The sequence below is a fragment of the Allosaccharopolyspora coralli genome, assembly GCF_009664835.1.
Classification (GTDB): Bacteria; Actinomycetota; Actinomycetes; order Mycobacteriales; family Pseudonocardiaceae; genus Allosaccharopolyspora; species Allosaccharopolyspora coralli.
Genome location: NZ_CP045929.1, coordinates 4,723,319 through 4,739,584, shown reverse-complemented (window position 1 = coordinate 4,739,584; position 16,266 = coordinate 4,723,319). Strand labels below are relative to the sequence as shown.

The window sequence follows — 16,266 nt, the reverse complement described above, 5'->3', positions numbered from 1 at the left end:
CCACTTCCGGACACGGTCCGTGCAGGTGGCGGGCGGAACATAGGATCGAACGCATGGATCACGCCGCCGCGAACCGGACCGTCTCCGAAACCTGGACTTCGGACATCCTCCCGAGCCTGTCGACCTTGGTGGAGGTTCCCGCCGTGTCGCCCGCCTACGACGCGGAGTGGGTCGAACACGGTCGGCTCGACGCGGCGATCGAGCACGTGCGTGCGTGGATCGCGGGGCGCGGCCTCGAGGGCGTCGAGCTCGAGGTGGTGCGTCTGCCGGGCCGGACTCCGCTGCTGCTCGTGGACGTTCCGGCCTCCGACGGCGGTGCGGCGGACGACACCGTGCTGCTCTACGGACACCTCGACAAGCAACCCCCGCTGGACGGCTGGTCGGAGGGACTCGGCCCATGGACGCCGGTGGTGCGGAACGGCCGCCTGTACGGGCGTGGCTCGGTCGACGACGGTTACTCCGGCTACGCGGCGATCGCCGCGATCGAGGCGGTGCGCGCGAACGGCGGCGCGCACCGGCGCTGCGTGCTGATGCTCGAGACCGGGGAGGAGTCCGGGAGTCCCGACATGGCCGCCTACCTGGAACACCTGGCCGACCGCCTCGGGTCGGTGTCGCTGGTGGTGTGCCTGGACGCGGGTGGCGGCGACTACGAACGCCTGTGGCTGACGACCTCGCTGCGGGGGCAGGTCCAGGTCAACGTCACGGTCTCGGTGCTCGACAGCGGCCAGCACTCCGGCATGGCCAGCGGGATCGTGCCCAGCTCGTTCCGCGTGCTGCGGACGCTGCTGGACCGGGTCGAGGACTCCGCGACCGGCGAGATCCGGTTGCCGGATTTCACGGTGGACATTCCGCAGAACCGCGTCGACGAGCTTCGTGCGGCGGTGAAGTCCGTGCCGGGTCTGGTGCGCGACATGGTGGAACTGCCGGACGGGATGCGCCCCGTCAGCGACGACGAGCTCGAACTCGCGCTGAACAACATGTGGCGGCCGACCCTGTCGGTGATCGGCGCGGCAGGACTTCCGGAGCCGGAGAACGCCGGGAACGTCCTCCGTCCGTCGACGACGCTGTCGCTGAGCCTGCGGCTGCCGCCGACCGCCGACCCCGCCGCGGCCTCGGAGGCGATCCGGCGGGCGTTGTCGACCGACGTTCCCTACGGCGCGACGGTGACCTTCGGGCCGCAGAAGGACGCCGCTGCCGGGTGGAACGCACCGGACACGGCCCCGTGGCTCGGCCGGGCGTTGGACGACGCCAGCGACGACGTGTTCGGCGAGTCCTGGCGCACGCTCGGCATGGGCGGCTCGATTCCGCTGATGGGGTTGCTGCACGACGCCTACCCGGACGCGCAGTTCGTCGTCACGGGGGCGCTCGGGCCGGGCAGCAACGCGCACGTGCCGGACGAGTCGCTCGACCTCGACTACGCCGCGAAGGTCACCACAGCCATCGCCTACGTCCTCAACGCCCACGCCCACCGCTGACCCCCCGGGTGGCAAATTCGCGCGAATTTGCCACCCGGCTGTCCACAGGGGTGGTGAGTTGTCCACAGGGGTGGTCGGGGTGAGCGGTTCTGCTCGCGGGGTGTTCGCTGCCGGGGTGTGGCGGAGCTTTTTTCGGCGGTCGGGCGTTCGGCAGGCGATCTTCCTTCGGCCTCGATCTGTGTGGTCACTTCTTGTGGCGAGGACGTCGCCGGGGTGCCCGTGAGCGGGCGGGGGCGGAAACTTGATTCCTTCGCAACCTTTTCCGCTGGGAAACCCGACGACGGAGTGGCACGATTCCCAGAATCTCGTTCTCACCTACGAGGAGTGACATCGTGGCGCGTCGGACAACTACACGAGCGGTTGCCCTGATCCCCGCCCTCGCCCTGGCGACCGCCGTCGCTGGCTGCGGCGGTGGCGGCGGAGAGGCGCAGGGCGTTCCCATCGTCAACGAGGGAACACTGACGACCTGCACGCACCTTCCCTACGAGCCGTTCCAGTTCCGCGACGGGCGCGAGATCGTCGGGTTCGACGTCGATCTCGGCAAGGCGATCGCGCGCGACCTGGGCGTCGAGCAGCAGATCATCGACACCCCGTTCGAGACGATCCAGTCCGGACAGGACCTCAACGCAGGCAAGTGCGACATGGCCGCGGCCGGGATGACGATCAACGAGGTCCGGGAGGAGAACTTCGACTTCTCCGACCCGTACTTCGACGCGACCCAGGCGCTGCTGGTGCCGAAGGGGTCGGGGATCGCCGGCTTCGAGCAGCTGCGCGGCAAACGGCTCGGCATCCAGAACGCCACCACCGGCGCCGAGTACGCCGAGGCGAACGCGAAGCCCGCCGGGGTGGAGCTCGTCGGTTTCGAGGACCTCGGGCTGCTGCTGGAAGCACTGAAGACCCAGCAGATCGACGCGGTCATCAACGACAACGGCGTGCTCTACGACTACGTCAAGCGGAATCCGGAGCTCGAGGTCTCGACCGAGTTCGACACCGGCGAGCAGTACGGGATCGGGGTGCGCACCGGCAACACGCAGATGCGCGAGTTCATCAACCAGTCCTTGCAGAAGCTCAAGGAAAGCGGCGAGTACGACAAGCTCTACCAGAAGTGGTTCGACAAGTTGCCGGACGAGAACTGACGAGCTGATGCGGGGCCGGCGCGCGAGTCGCGCCGGCCCCGTGTCTTGTGCAGGAGTGTGTGATGGCAGTGGATGTCGAACCCGCCACGAGCGGGATGAGCAAACGGCAGAAGGCCCGGGTGACCCGCGGGATTCAGTACGCCGTGCTCCTGGTGGTCGTGCTGTTGCTGGCACTGGTCGCCGACTGGCCGGCGATCATCGACGGGTTCTTCAACCTCGAGGTCGCCGCGGCCCAGTTCCCCGACGTGATCACCGTCGCGTTGCTGAACACGGCCCTCTACACCGCGCTCGGCTTCGCGCTCGGCCTGGGCCTGGCCCTGGTGCTGGCGTTGATGCGGTTGTCCTCGGTGGGGCCGTACCGGTGGATCTCCGGCGCTTACATCGAGTTCTTCCGCGGTCTGCCCGCGCTGCTGGTGTTCCTCGCGGTCGGGATTGGTGTCCCCACCGCGTTCGAGGTGGTCCTTGACCGCAACGTGTCCATCATGATCGCGCTGGGACTGGTCGGTTCGGCCTACATGGCCGAGACGATCCGCGCGGGCATCAAAGCGGTGCCGAAGGGCCAGATCGAAGCAGCGCGCTCGTTGGGCATGTCTCCGACCCGCACCATGATCACCGTCGTGATCCCACAGGCGTTCCGCATCATCCTGCCGCCGCTGACCAACGAACTCATCCTGCTCACCAAGGACTCCTCGCTGGCATTCCTGCTGGGCAGCACCCTTGACCAGCAGGAACTCGCGCAGTTCGGCAGGCAGGCGTTGACCGACTTCAAGAGCATGACGCCGGTGCTCGTCGTCGGCCTGTGCTATCTGATCATCACCATTCCGCTGTCGGTGTTGCAGCAGCGGCTGGAACGGCGCTTCGGCGGCGCGGTTCCCGGCGGCCAGGGAGGCGGAGCATGACCGAGAACGTCATCGAGATCTCGCGGCTGGGCAAGTCGTTCGGCGCGCTGGAGGTGTTGCGCGACATCGACCTCACGGTCCGGCGCGGGGAGGTCGTGTGCGTCATCGGGCCGTCGGGTTCGGGCAAGTCGACGCTGCTGCGGTGCGTGAACCTGCTGGAGGATCCGTCGGCGGGCACGGTCGTCGTCGACGGAATCGACCTGACCGATCCGGACAGCGACATCGACGCCGCCCGGCGCCACATCGGCATGGTCTTCCAGGGGTTCAACCTCTTCAGTCACCTGTCCGTGCTGGACAACCTCACCATCGCGCAGCGCAAGGTCGTCAAGCGCAGCAAGGCCGACGCGGAGAAGGTCGCCAGGGCGAACCTGGACCGCGTCGGTCTCGCGGAGAAGGAGTCCGCGATGCCGCCGCAGCTGTCCGGCGGCCAGCAGCAGCGGGTGGCGATCGCGCGGGCGCTGTCGATGGAGCCGGACGTGATGCTCTTCGACGAGCCGACGTCGGCGCTCGACCCGGAGTTGGTCGGCGACGTGCTCGCGGTGATGCGGCAGCTGGCCGACGAGGGAATGACGATGCTCGTCGTGACCCACGAGATGCAGTTCGCTCGTGAGGTCGCCGACCGGGTGCTGTTCATGGACGGCGGCGGCATCGTCGAGCAGGGCCCTCCCTCGGACGTGATCGGCGCGCCGAAGGAGGAGCGCACCCGAGCCTTCCTGGCCCGCGTGCTCAACCCCACCGCCGCAGGCGACCCCGGCTCTTAGTAATGGAGCGTGCGCGGATTGATTTGCGTTGGTGGTTCTGTGGCGGAACCTCACCTCGCGGCTGGCTGCGGGATCGTCGACATCAGGTAGCGCCCTACATTGCGTCGACGCTGTCCTCGCCAGCCGCGAGGTGAGAACCCGCGGGTGGCCGGTCTGCGTAGGCGGCGGAAACCCTCGGCGCAGTGTGCCTGACTACAGATCCGCCCGACTACTGGCTCGAAGCGTCACCCGGTTGCCGAGCAACCGAAGTGCGTCCACAGCGGACGGAGCGGGACGTGATCTCCCTGCGTGGCGGGGAATATCGCGACGATCCCTCGCTCGTCGGTGTTTCCCGTCGGGGTGTTGCACTACTGTTTCCGGCACAGCTCGTCCGCGACCGTCCGGGCGAGCGGGACCCGCTGGGGCGAGTGATGGAGTCGTGGTGCCGAGCATTCCCTGGGAGAGCAGTAGTGCGCCGACGGCCGCGGAGCAGCGGCTCGACGAGAGTCTCGGTCAGGGACGGATGCGGTCCAAGTTCGACCAACCACTCTCCCGGCTCAATGTGCACGGCACCTCGCACAGCCGGGAACAGGAGATCCGCGGCGAGTACCTGACCCGGCGCCTCGTCGAACCTCCGGACGAGGCGGGGTGGCGCCTGTTCTGGCGGCGCAGCGCGCAGCCGCCGGTGGTGCGGGTGCACGACGCGGTCATCACCGGCAGTCTGAATCTGCGCGCCGCGGACCTGCCGTATCTGCTGGAGTTCGTGCGGTGCCGCTTCGAACAGACGCCGGACCTGCGGCAGGCGAATCTCGCGGGACTCGTGCTCCGGCACTGCCGCTTCCCCGGGTTGCGTGCCCGCAACCTGCGCACCGCCAACGACGCGATGCTGTTGAGCTGCACCAGTCATGCCGGGTTGGTGAACCTGACCGACGCGAACATCGGCGGCTCGCTGGAAATGCTCGACACGCGTCTGGAGCGTGCGGGAAGGCGGGCGATGCACGCCGATCGGCTCGTCGTGGCAGGGGCGCTGCTGGCGATGCGCCTGTACGCGGCGGGTGAGGTGCGCATTCCCGGCGCGAAGATCGCAGGCAACCTGAACTTCTGCGGCGCCACGCTGCGCAACCGCGGCAGGAACGCGCTGAATGCGACCGGTATTCAGGTCGGCGGCTCGATTCGTGCGAGCACCGACCCGGACACCGGCGCCCCGTTCTCGTCGGCCGGGCGGCTCTCGCTGGCCAGCCTGCACCTGGAAGGTGATCTGCGGCTGCGGGACGCGGTGCTCGAACCAGGGACGAGCCGACCGGTGCGCGGCGAGTCCAGCCAGGACGACCCGTTGAGCACACTCGTCGCCGACCGCGGGGAGATTCGCGGGGACGTGCAGCTGGACGAGAACTTCCACAGCGGCGGCACGGTGCGCATGGTGAGCACCAAGATCGGCGGCAACCTGCGGTTCTCGGGCGCTCGGGTCGACCTGGGGTGGGCGCGGAACCGCAGCGACGCGGTGCAGCGTCCGCTGCGGGCCATCCACCTGGACGGCTCCGAGATCATGGGCAATCTGGACGCGAGCAAAGTCGTCTTCCGCGGCCAGGTCCGCATGATCGACCTGAACGTGCACGGGGGGCTGCAGCTCAACCGCGCGGTGCTGGACGGCCCCCGCACCGACGTCTTCCAGGCCAACCGGATGATCGTCGGCAGCAATCTGGAGTGTCGCGAGTCCGACGTGTCCGGGACGTTGCACCTGCAGGGCGCCCGGATCGGAGCCAACGTCGACCTGCGGGCGACGTTCCTCGGCAAACCCGCGTGGCACCAGCACCGCGAGACCTACAAGTCCTCATTGGACCTGCGTGCAGCGTCGATCGGGCGAGACCTGGTGTGCGCGGAGGGGATTCGTCCGTTCTGCGCCGACGGAGAAGTGCAGCTGCGCCGGGCGGTGGTCGAGCGGCAGACGAACTTCCACGGGTGCCTGCTGGGTGAAGGCAGCGCGTCCAACGCGATCAACGGGTTCGGCCTGGTGACGCAGGAGCTGACGCTGTTGCCGTCGAGCCCGCCGGTGGGGCGGGTCGTGCTGCGGCAGGCGCAGTGCGAGCTGGTCGCGGACAACGCCGACCTGTGGGCGGCGACGCGCGGAGTCGACGTGGAGGACTTCGCCTACGACAACCTCGCCACGCCGGTCGAGGCCACGGATCACGGGCGCGTCCGGGAGCGTCTGCGGTGGCTGCACTCGACGTCGAAGGGTTCCTACCAGCCGGGTCCGTACGATCAGCTCGCGGCCGTGTTCCGGGACAACGGGAACGAGGAGCACGCGGTCACGGTGCTCATCGAGAAGCAGCGTCGCCGCTACCAGGCGATCGCCCAGTCCTCGCGACCGATGCTGCGTCCGGCGGTGTGGCTGTGGAGCCTGCTGCAACGAGCCACGGTCAGTTACGGCTACCGGCCGATGCGCGCGCTGGTGTGGCTGGTGCTGTTCGCGGCGCTGGGCACCACGTGGTTCGCGCTGGGACCGCCGCTGGAGCCGGTGAACGCGGAGGACAACCCGGTGTGGAGCCCGTTGTTGTACACCGTGGATCAGCTGGTGCCGATCATCAACCTAGGCCACGACGTGATGTGGCGGGTCACCGGCTACTCGCAGTGGATCACCGTCGGGCTGATCGCGGCGGGCTGGATCCTGGCGACGACGGTCGCGGCCGGGATCAGCCGCTCGTTGCGCCGCGAGCACTGATCAACCCAGGCGACGGACCAGGGTCGAGGCTCCGGGGCCGGTGAGCTCGCGGGCGACGCCGGCGCGTCCGGCCAGTGCCATGAGCAGCGCCTCGGCTTCGCCGTGCGCTTCGGGACCGGAGCCGCGTGTCCACTCGAGGTCGGTGGCCACGAGACGCACTCCGCGTGCGTTCCAGAATCCGCGCAGCGGCGGGGCGGTGATCGCGATGCGCAGTGCGGGCAGCAGTCGCTCGGACGGGATCGTGCGGGGCATCCCGAGCGGACGGCGAATGTCCTGGTGGTGGATGAGTGCGTCGACCAGTCCGACGCCACCGCCGAGGCTGGCGGTCATGCCGCGCGGTCGCAGGTGTGCACGCAGGAACTCCACGAGTTCGGCGGACTCGAGGGTGGCGTACTCGGCCTTGCCGACGTCGTTGAGTTGACCGGGCCGCAACCGCGCCCGCACCAGCCGCCGGAACACCTCGCCCCGGCCGTGCTCCTCGTAGCTGACGACGTGCGCGACGACGTCGTGGACGGTCCAGCCGGTGCACAGGCTGGGTGTCCGCCACTGCTGCGGGGTCAGTCCGGCGAGGAAGTCGGCCAACTCCGCTCGTTCCTGAGCGGCCAAGGCCATCGTGTCCGCTGTCACGGCGTGAGTATCGCGCGGGAGACCGACACCGCGCCTCGCGATCTCAGAGTGCATTTGGATGCTCTCTCAACCGGGCAGGGGTGCCAGACGGGGTGCGTGGGCCTGGTCGAGCACGAGCGCGGCGGCCCCGACGGCCCCGGCGTCGTCGCCGACCAGCCCGGACTCGACCCGGCACCCGCCGGGCGAGCTCCGGTACGCGTCGAGGGCTTTCGCGACCCGGGGACGGATGTGTTCGTCGACGTGGCGCAGCGCGGGCCCGCCGAGCACGACTCGATCGAGGTCGAGCACCCCGACGACCGGCGCGAGTGCTTGACCGAGGCGGCTCGCGGCCTGCCGGAGTGTCTTGACGGCGAGCGCGTCACCGTCCGAGGCGGCGCGGCGTAGCTGGTCGTACTCGGCGTGCACGGTTTCGGCACTGGCCGGGCCGGTGCCGTTGGCGCTCGCGCGCCAGTCGGCGACGACGGCGCTCATCGAGCAGTACGCGTCGAGGCAACCGCGCCTGCCGCACACGCACTCGCGTCCGCCCGCGCCCGGGACGTGGGCGATCTCGCCTGCGTTGCCGCTGGTGCCGCGGTGCACCTGGTCGTCGAGCACGAGACCGATGCCGACCCGGGAGCCGAGGTGGACGTAGAGGAACGAGCCGGTGCGGTGTTCGCCTCCTGACCAGTGTTCCCCGACGGCCGCCGCGATGCCGTCGCCGTCCATGACGACCGGGACACCGAGCCGGTCCTGCACGAGATCGGCGAGGGGTACCCCGGCCCACGAGCCGTACGCGAGGCCGCGCCGCGAGCTGTCGAGCGCGGACGGCACGGCGAGTCCCACGCCGAGCAGCCGGTCGGTACCGGAGCTGCGGACGAGCTGGGTGAACATCCGGTTCAGGGCACGGATCACCGTGCTCGAGGAACTGTCCGGCGGGATCGCTCGCTCGCTGCGCCGCAGCGGGGAGCCGGAGAGGTCGAGCAGTACGCCGGTGAGACGTTCGTGGTCGAGGTGCAGGCCGACCGCGTGCTGGGAGTCGGCGACGAGCCGGAGCCGGGATCGCCGCTTGCCCCCGGTCGACGGCGCGTGGCCGTCCTCGGTGACGAGGCCGTCGCCGATCAGGCCGCGGACGATGTTCGACATGGTTTGGGCGGTGAGACCGGTCCGGTCGGCGAGCTCGACCCGGCTGATTCCGTCGTGCCCGCGGATCGCGTCGAGGACGACGGCGCGGTTGTAGCCGCTGACCTTGGGCAGGTTCGTGCCTTGCCAGGAGTCTCGCCGCATGGTCGCCGTCCCTGCCGCCACGTCGCCTGTCGAGCCGGTGCGGAGAGGTCACCGCGCCTGGCCGTCCTGTCGTCCGGGTCACCGCGCCGTGCTGCCGGATCCCCTGGCGACGGCTGCGCTGTGATCGGGGTCTCAAGACTACGCGTGATCGACCGCTCGCAGCATCGCCCCCACCACACGAGGCGAACGGCACTTTCGCCCCACGTGACGGGGCGAGAGTGCCGTTCGCCCCACAAGAAAACGGGTGGGCCCTGCGTGTGCAGGACCCACCCGGTTCCGTGAGCGTTCGGTGCTTCAGCCGAGGCGCTGCTTGAGGTTCTCCAGCTCGGCGCGCATCTCCGACGGGAGGTCGTCGCCGATGCTCGCGAAGTACTCCTCGATCAGCGGGATCTCGGCCTTCCACTCCTCGGCGTCGACCTGCAGCGCCGTGTCGACGTCCTCGCGCGGAGTGTCCAGCCCGGACAGGTCGATCTGCGCTGCGCCGGGCACGCGGCCGATCGGGGTCTCGGTCGCCTCCGCGTTGCCCTCGATGCGGTCGATGATCCACTTGAGCACGCGCGAGTTCTCCCCGAAGCCGGGCCACACGATCTTCTTGCCCGACTCGTCGCGGCGGAACCAGTTCACGTAGTAGATCCGCGGCAGCTTCGAGGAGTCGGCGTCCTTGCCGAGGTTCGCCCAGTGCTTGAAGTAGTCGCCGACGTTGTAGCCGAGGAACGGCAGCATGGCCATCGGGTCACGGCGGACCTGGCCGACCGCGCCCGCGGCGGCGGCGGTGGTCTCCGACGACATGGTGGCGCCCATGAACACGCCGTGCTGCCAGTCGAACGCCTCGTTGATCAGCGGCACCGTGGTCTTGCGACGGCCACCGAACAGGATCGCCGAGATCGGCACGCCGTTCGGGTCGTCCCACTCGGGTGCCAGCGTCGGGCACTGCGCCATCGGCGTGCAGTACCGCGAGTTCGGGTGCGCGGCCTTCTCCTCGGAGTCCGGCGTCCAGTCGCGGCCCTTCCAGTCGGTCAGGTGCGCCGGCGGCTCACCGAGGCCCTCCCACCAGACGTCGCCGTCGTCGGTGAGCGCGACGTTGGTGTAGATGGAGTTGCCCTTCTCCAACGTGCGCAGGGCGTTCGGGTTGGTGTTCCAGTCGGTGCCGGGTGCGACGCCGAAGAAGCCCGCCTCCGGGTTGACCGCGTACAGCCTGCCGTCCTCGCCGAAGCGCATCCAGGCGATGTCGTCGCCGAGCGTCTCGACCTTCCAGCCGGGGATGGTCGGCTGCAGCATCGCGAGGTTGGTCTTGCCGCACGACGACGGGAACGCGGCCGCGACGTAGTAGGTCTTGTTCTCCGGCGAGATCAGCTTGAGGATCAGCATGTGCTCGGCGAGCCAGCCCTCGTCGTGGGCCATCGCCGAGGCGATCCGCAGCGAGTAGCACTTCTTGCCGAGCAGCGCGTTGCCGCCGTAGCCGGAGCCGAAGCTCCAGATCATCCGCTCCTCGGGGAAGTGGGTGATGTACTTCGTGTCGTTGCACGGCCACGGCACGTCCTGCTGGCCCGGCTCCAGGGGAGCGCCCACGGAGTGCAGGGCGGGGACGAACTCGGCGTCGTCGCCGAAGCGCTCGAGCACCTCGGAACCGACGCGGGTCATGATGTGCATCGAGACGACGACGTACTCGCTGTCGGTGATCTCGACGCCCAGGCGCGGCGGGTCGAGGTCGAGCGGGCCCATGCAGAACGGGATGACGAACATCGTGCGACCACGCATGCAGCCCCGGTAGAGCTCCGTCATGGTCGCCTTCATCTCGTCCGGGTTCGCCCAGTTGTTGGTGACCCCGGCGTCCTTCTTCTCGCGGGAGCAGATGAAGGTCCGGTCCTCGACGCGTGCCACGTCGGAGGGGTCGGAGGCGGCGTAGAACGAGTTGGGCCGCTTGTTCTCGTCGAGCCGTGTGAAGGTGCCCGCTTCGACCAGGTGGTCGGTCAGCCGGCTCCATTCCTCCTGGGAACCGTCGCACCACACCACCCGGTCCGGGGTGGTGAGCTCGGCGACCTCACGTACCCACGACAGCAGGCGCTGATGCGTGGTCGGTGCCTGATCGAGACCGGGGATGGTCACTGCGGTCATCGCGTCGTGTCTCCTTCACAGTGGGCGCCACATCTCACCGCTGGTTCGCCCGACGGCTTCGTCGTCAGAGAATGCTTCGCTCGCCCGACGGAGCCGGGCGAGTCACAAGGGATGCATCGAGGTTAACGGCGACATGCTCCACACAAGGAGATCGGAGTTGTCGGCTCCCTCACAAGAACGATAAGGGAATCGATACAGAAGACATTCGACACGGTGGTCCGGACAAAAGTTCACTCTGTGTCGCGCGTTCCGCACCGCATGATTTCCGACGAAGTGGACCAGGGCGCGAACGAAAGGTGACGGCCACGCGTCGGCCGTGTGGCGCTTCGATGGACCGGGCGTGTGCCGTGCGGGTGCGCCCCCGGGCATGCGTGAGCCTTTTCGGTGGTTATAGCCACCACAAAGGCTCACGCCTCCGGCTCAGCCCCAGAGCGAGTCCGCGTCGGCATCGGTCGCCGGTGAGGCGGAAGCATGGCCCAGGCCTGGCGCGACGATCGGCGTGGCCGGTTCCTCGTCGAACGTCCAGGTCGCGTCGTCGGTGCCGGTGGCTCCGGTCGCCGGGTTCGGTACGAAGGCGCCGTCCGGGCCGAGGTGACCTTCCTCCACGACCGTCCACCGGCCGGGACCGGTGTGTTCGGAGACCGTGACCTCGCCGGTGTGGCCGAGCTGCACCACCTGATCCGCTGAGCCGTCGCCGTCGCGGTCGGTCATCAGCATCGTGCCGTTCTCCCCGTCGACCACGGCGGTATCGGCGACGCCGTCGCCGTCGGTGTCCTCGGTCGCCGGTCCGACCTCCCGTTGGCCCTCCGGGGTGTCCACGACCATCGGGGCGGACGGGTCGTCGGGGCGCGGGTCGGGAGCCGGTGGCTGCTGGCCCGGCTCCTCGGCGACCCAGTCGCCGCTGCCGTCGTCGAATCGGGCCTGGCCGACCACGGCGCCGGAGCCGTCGACGGTCCGCATGAGGTCGGCGGCGCCGTCGGCGTCCTCGTCCACGTAGGCGACGAATCCGTCGTCGGTCATCACCGCGATCGTCTCGTCGACACAGTCGCCGTCGAGGTCGTAGTTGGCCTCGGCGGCGTACTCCTCGCCCTCGACGGTGACCTTGATGTCCCCGTCCCCGGCGCCGGTCTCCTCGATGTACACGCTCGGTCCCCTCACCCGGGTTCTCGGCCCGCTCGGAGCCTGCCACTGCCTGCGACGCAGCCTAGAGCCCGACGGTTCCCGCGAACCAGGGCCTCGCCGGCACGGGGCGGGTCAGGGTGCGCGGTCGCGGAGGCTGCGGATGCGGGCGAGAAGCTGCTCGGCCTGCTCCCGCCCCGCTTTCGCCTCGCCGAGCCGCCGGTTCACCGTCTGCAGCTCCTTGGTGCGCTCGGCGGCCCCCATCTTCAGCGCCTTGTCGACGCCCCGCAGCTCCGTCTCGATCGCCTCGATCCGTCTGCTCAACGCCTCGTCCATGGCCAGCGCGAGCTGTTGTTCGGCGTCGATGAGTTGCTCGGAGACGAGCTGGTCGAGGGTGGAGCGGGCGTCGGCGATCGCCTCGGTGAGCCACTGCTTGAGGTGCTGTTTGTCGGCGACGTGCTTGCGGGTGCGGGCCATCCACCAGCCCGCGCCGAGTCCGAGCACGATCGTCACCGGCAGCACGACGGGGTTCAGCGCCGCGACTCCGAGCCCTGCCAGCGGCATCGCGGCCGCGCGCCCCACGCCGAGCCCGCCGGAGACACCCATGAACACGAGCAACTTGTCCTCGGCGGTGGGCGGTCGCTTGTCCGGCGGTCGCAGCGCCACCGGGTTCTGTGCGCCGCGGGCGATCTGGCCTCGGATCACGTCGAGTTCTTCCGCGGAGAACAGTTCCGCCAGCGCTGTCTCGGCGACCCGCCGCAGCCGCTCGGAGAGCGCGTCCGCCACCCGGGACGAGACGAGTTGCAGCGCCGCGTCGACGTGCGCGGGCAGTGCGGCGAGCTGGGCGCGGTCGGCCGTGTCGATCGCGCGCCGGAACCAGTTCTGCACTTCCCGCATCTGCCGGGTGACGTCGTGCCCTGCCTCGACTCGGGTGCGCTGCACCTCCCCCCGTAGACGCACCTGCCAGCCTCGGGTGGAGGAGCGCCGCGCGGTGGCGAGTTCGTCGCGGCGTGCCCGTAGCGTTTCGGCCTCGGCTTCGCCGACGCTCAGCGCCCGCTGCTGCTGGTCGAGTTCGGCGGCGAGCTCGCCGAGCACGGTGGACAGGGCGCGCATCAGGTTCGCTTCGCCGAGCATCGCCGCTCGTCCGCCGACGAGCTGGTCGAGCGCCGAGCGCAGTTCGGTGACGCCGGACTGCTCCCGCAGTAGTTCTGCCGCCCGCTCGCCCGGCGACCGTTCTGCCGAGCCCGTTCTTTCCGCCCTGCTCGTTGCTTCCGCTCTGCCCGCCCGTTCGTGCAGCAGCGCGGACACCGGGTGGATCGGCACGTCGGCGAAGCGCGGGGCGTGCTCGGCGAGCAGCGCCCGGTCGGCTTCGAGCACCTCGCGCCAGCCTCGGTGCTGATCGGTCTTGGTGAGGGCGAAGACCACCGTCTCCACCTTGTCTCCGACGCGGTGCAGGAAATCGAGTTCGCCACGGCTGAACGGGGCGGAGGCGTCCACGACGAACAGCAGTGCCGTCGCCGAGGACGCGGCTTCCAGCGCGAGTTCGCCGTGCAGGGAGTCCAGTCCGCCGACGCCGGGCGTGTCCACCAGCGTGAGCTGCTCCAGCGCGGGCAGCGGTGCGTCGACCTGCACGTGGCGCGGTGGGAGCCTGCCTTCCGGCAGCGGAGCCGACGGGCAGACCCAGTTCCTCAGCTCGGTGAGGTCGAGCGGCACCCGTTCCTGTGCGCCCGGGTAGCAGGCGTGGCCCGCCCACTGTTCGGCGTGCTCGAACACCAGGTACGTCGCCGTCGCCACATCTGCGTCCACAGGGGACAGTCCTGGTCGGTCGAGCAGCGCGTTGACCAGCGAGCTCTTGCCGCGGTTGGTTTCACCGACCACCACCACACCCGGCCGCCGGGGGCGGTCCAGCCGCACCTGTTCGACCCGGTCGGCGCGCGCCGGGTCGGCTTCGCGCACCAGCCCGAGCAACGAGTCGCGGGTCTGTTTGACCAGCGCGGGCAACGGCGTCCCTGCGGCGGGAACCTCGCGGGCCGTGGTCATGGCGCGGCTCGCAGCTGGTGGACGAGAACGACCGGCGGGCGCAGCAGGCGATCGCGGTCGACGAAACCGAGCGTCTCGGTCGCGGCGATGAGCCCGTCGAGCTCCGGATCATCGGTGGGCACGGTGCCTGCGGCTTCGTGTAGCGCGGGGTCGAACCGCTCGCCGTCGGGGCGCAGCGACACGACGCCGACGTGGTCGAAGCCCTCGGCGAGGCGTTCCACCACGCCGGGACTTTTCGCCCGATCGAGGGCATAGAGGCACAGTTCGATGAGCGCGGACCGTTCGGAGAGCGCGAGGCTCAACGCATCGGTCCCGGTGGCCGGTGTCATGTCCGCTCCCGCATCCGACTCGCTTCCGGAGCCGTCCGTCGTCGCGGGCTCCGTCGCCGCTTCGGACGTGCCGGAGTCGAGCCCGGTTCCCGGGTCGGGTGAAGTCGTGCCCACGATCATGCCCTGCCGGTCAGCTGCTGCCAGATCAAGAAGTACGCGCGGTGCACGACGTCGGCGATGCGGCTCTGTGCCGGGGTCGCGCCGAACGAGGAGAACGACCGCCACCAGCCCGCCCGCTCCAGCGCGTAGGAGACGAGCTGGGCGTGCGGACGGCCGCTGAGCCCGAGCTGCTCGGCCGCATCGGCGCTGCCGCCGACCCGCAGCACTTCGTCGGCCAGGTCGGACGGCAGCTGGACCGCACCCGAGGTGATCAGCGTCAACGCCTCCAGTAGCCGCAGTTGGTGGGCTTCCGGGCGCGCCAGCAGCACCTCGATCGCGTCGTGCACCCGCTGCCGCTCGCCCGGTTCATCGGAAGCGTGCGCGAGGGCCGTGACCGAGGCGAGTCCGGCGGCGGCTTTGATCCCGTCCGCCCGTGCGCGGAACACGCCGTCGAGCCTCTCGCGCACGTGGCGGAGCCCGGACGAGTCCAGCAGTTTCCGGCGAAGGACACCCGTGGCGACGTCCGGGTCGGCGGCGATGGCGTCGAGCGCACACCGGATGCCGTGCAGGTCGAGGCGTTCCAACAGGCCGGCCCGGGTGCTCACGGGCAGCTCGCAGTCCCACGCGGTGAACAGATCCGAGGACATGAGCATGGTCTCGCGGTCGGTGTCGTCGAGTGCGGCGAGTGTGCGCAGGGCGTCGGCGTCGGCGGAGGTGAACCGGCCGCTCTCGGAGGTCTCGGCGAGCAGTCCGACCACCGGCAGCACGTCGGCGACGCGGGGGGTGAGCACCTCGAACTGTCTGCCCGCCAGGACGGAGGCCGCCTTCCACACGTCCCCGCCGGAATCCTCGACGGAGCCGGGTTCGACCGTGTCCGCCTTGTTGAGCACGGCGATCGCGTTCACCGGCCCGGCCTCGCGACTCGCGGTCGCCGTGGTGAACGACGTCAGCGCCTGGTGGTCGTCGGCGCGCACGCCTTGGGTGACGACGTAGAGCACGGCCTCCGCTCCGGCGACGGCACTTCGTGAGACCGGATCGAGTTCGGCCGGGTCCGCGTCGGCGGCACGGGTGCCGAGTACCCGTTCGGTGCGCGCCACCGACGCGGCGTCCAGCGAGCCGAGGCCGGGAGTGTCGACGACGGTGAGGTCGGCGAGCACCGCGTTCGTCAGATAGGCCTCGAGGTGCGAGATCTCCTCGATCGGCACACCGAGCTCGGCCGGGATCGCGCCGTCGGCGTCGAAAGCGACGACCCGGGCGCTGCCGTCGCGGTGGATCACCTCGACCCGGTCGACCGTGCCGTATTGGAAGCGGGTCACCAGGCGGGTGCACTCGCCGACGCCGGTCGGCGCGACCCGGCGCCCGATCAGCGCGTTCACCAGCGTCGACTTGCCGGACTTGAGCCGCCCGGCCACGGCGACCTGCAACGGCGCACCCAATCGGCGCAGGACCTCGCGGAACCCCTCGGCCGTCCCCTCGCAGACCTGCGGCTGCAATCCGGTGCACAGCTGGGCGACGGCCGCCGAGAGCGGTCCGGGCCAGTGCTGGTGCGCTCCGGTGTCCAACGGCCGATCCTTCACCTCAAGACCTGGGCTGCGGCGGCCGAGCCGCCGGGGACCACATCCTGTCACGGCGACGCGCCGGAGTGGACGGTCCGCACCGCGTGTGCCCGCTCAGGTGACCGAGTGAACCGCGTTGATCACCGCGG

The 16,266-nt window shown here is 69.9% G+C and carries 12 protein-coding genes; 5 read left to right on the top strand and 7 right to left on the bottom strand.

The annotated features are described in order from the left end of the window. The first annotated feature begins 53 nt into the window (after positions 1-53). From GIY23_RS22155 to GIY23_RS22135, 5 genes are all read left to right on the top strand, one after another. Entirely contained in the window at positions 54-1,475 is a 1,422-nt protein-coding gene (locus GIY23_RS22155) for a M20/M25/M40 family metallo-hydrolase (protein ID WP_154078415.1), read from the top strand. A gap of 332 nt (positions 1,476-1,807) precedes the next feature. Further along, a complete protein-coding gene (locus GIY23_RS22150) occupies positions 1,808-2,611 on the top strand; it encodes a basic amino acid ABC transporter substrate-binding protein (RefSeq protein ID WP_154078414.1) in 804 nt (267 codons plus the stop codon). Positions 2,612-2,706: 95 nt separating this feature from the next. Beyond that, positions 2,707-3,510, top strand: coding sequence for an amino acid ABC transporter permease (locus tag GIY23_RS22145; protein ID WP_154079060.1), 804 nt, complete (start codon positions 2,707-2,709; stop codon positions 3,508-3,510). Continuing rightward, positions 3,507-4,271, top strand: a complete 765-nt coding sequence (locus GIY23_RS22140; RefSeq protein ID WP_154078413.1) for an amino acid ABC transporter ATP-binding protein — start codon at positions 3,507-3,509, stop codon at positions 4,269-4,271. Before GIY23_RS22145 ends, GIY23_RS22140 begins: the two co-directional genes overlap by 4 nt. Before the next feature lie 421 nt (positions 4,272-4,692). Then, positions 4,693-6,969: an oxidoreductase gene (locus GIY23_RS22135; protein WP_154078412.1), complete on the top strand. Its 2,277-nt coding sequence runs from the start codon at positions 4,693-4,695 to the stop codon at positions 6,967-6,969. Here the strand turns inward: GIY23_RS22135 and GIY23_RS22130 are convergent, their stop codons facing one another. The 7 genes from GIY23_RS22130 to GIY23_RS22100 form a co-directional block, all read right to left on the bottom strand. Then, positions 6,970-7,596: a maleylpyruvate isomerase family mycothiol-dependent enzyme gene (locus GIY23_RS22130; RefSeq protein WP_323847463.1), complete on the bottom strand. Its 627-nt coding sequence runs from the start codon at positions 7,594-7,596 to the stop codon at positions 6,970-6,972. A gap of 66 nt (positions 7,597-7,662) precedes the next feature. After that, positions 7,663-8,859, bottom strand: coding sequence for an ROK family transcriptional regulator (locus tag GIY23_RS22125; RefSeq protein WP_154078410.1), 1,197 nt, complete (start codon positions 8,857-8,859; stop codon positions 7,663-7,665). Between the two features lie 294 nt (positions 8,860-9,153). Then, complete coding sequence (locus GIY23_RS22120) at positions 9,154-10,974, bottom strand: phosphoenolpyruvate carboxykinase (GTP) (protein ID WP_154078409.1); 1,821 nt, start codon at positions 10,972-10,974, stop codon at positions 9,154-9,156. 420 nt (positions 10,975-11,394) lie between these two features. Next, positions 11,395-12,117, bottom strand: coding sequence for a DUF6802 family protein (locus tag GIY23_RS22115; RefSeq protein ID WP_154078408.1), 723 nt, complete (start codon positions 12,115-12,117; stop codon positions 11,395-11,397). Positions 12,118-12,228: 111 nt separating this feature from the next. Next, positions 12,229-14,133, bottom strand: a complete 1,905-nt coding sequence (locus tag GIY23_RS22110; RefSeq protein WP_154078407.1) for a dynamin family protein — start codon at positions 14,131-14,133, stop codon at positions 12,229-12,231. After that, positions 14,130-14,582 carry a nucleotide exchange factor GrpE gene (gene grpE / locus GIY23_RS22105; RefSeq protein ID WP_407646797.1) on the bottom strand — a complete coding sequence of 151 codons (453 nt, stop codon included), beginning with the start codon at positions 14,580-14,582 and terminating at the stop codon, positions 14,130-14,132. Before grpE ends, GIY23_RS22110 begins: the two co-directional genes overlap by 4 nt. After that, entirely contained in the window at positions 14,579-16,123 is a 1,545-nt protein-coding gene (locus tag GIY23_RS22100) for a dynamin family protein (RefSeq protein WP_228717449.1), read from the bottom strand. Before GIY23_RS22100 ends, grpE begins: the two co-directional genes overlap by 4 nt. Between the last annotated feature and the right edge of the window lie 143 nt (positions 16,124-16,266).

Excerpts from the sequence above, each read along its gene's own strand:
- GIY23_RS22155 (WP_154078415.1), top strand. The coding sequence starts at position 54 with ATGGATCACGCCGCCGCGAACCGGACCGTCTCCGAAACCTGGACTTCG.
- GIY23_RS22145 (WP_154079060.1), top strand. The coding sequence starts at position 2,707 with ATGAGCAAACGGCAGAAGGCCCGGGTGACCCGCGGGATTCAGTACGCC.
- GIY23_RS22140 (WP_154078413.1), top strand. The coding sequence starts at position 3,507 with ATGACCGAGAACGTCATCGAGATCTCGCGGCTGGGCAAGTCGTTCGGC.
- GIY23_RS22125 (WP_154078410.1), bottom strand. The coding sequence starts at position 8,859 with ATGCGGCGAGACTCCTGGCAAGGCACGAACCTGCCCAAGGTCAGCGGC.
- GIY23_RS22120 (WP_154078409.1), bottom strand. The coding sequence starts at position 10,974 with ATGACCGCAGTGACCATCCCCGGTCTCGATCAGGCACCGACCACGCAT.
- GIY23_RS22110 (WP_154078407.1), bottom strand. The coding sequence starts at position 14,133 with ATGACCACGGCCCGCGAGGTTCCCGCCGCAGGGACGCCGTTGCCCGCG.
- grpE (WP_407646797.1), bottom strand. The coding sequence starts at position 14,582 with ATGATCGTGGGCACGACTTCACCCGACCCGGGAACCGGGCTCGACTCC.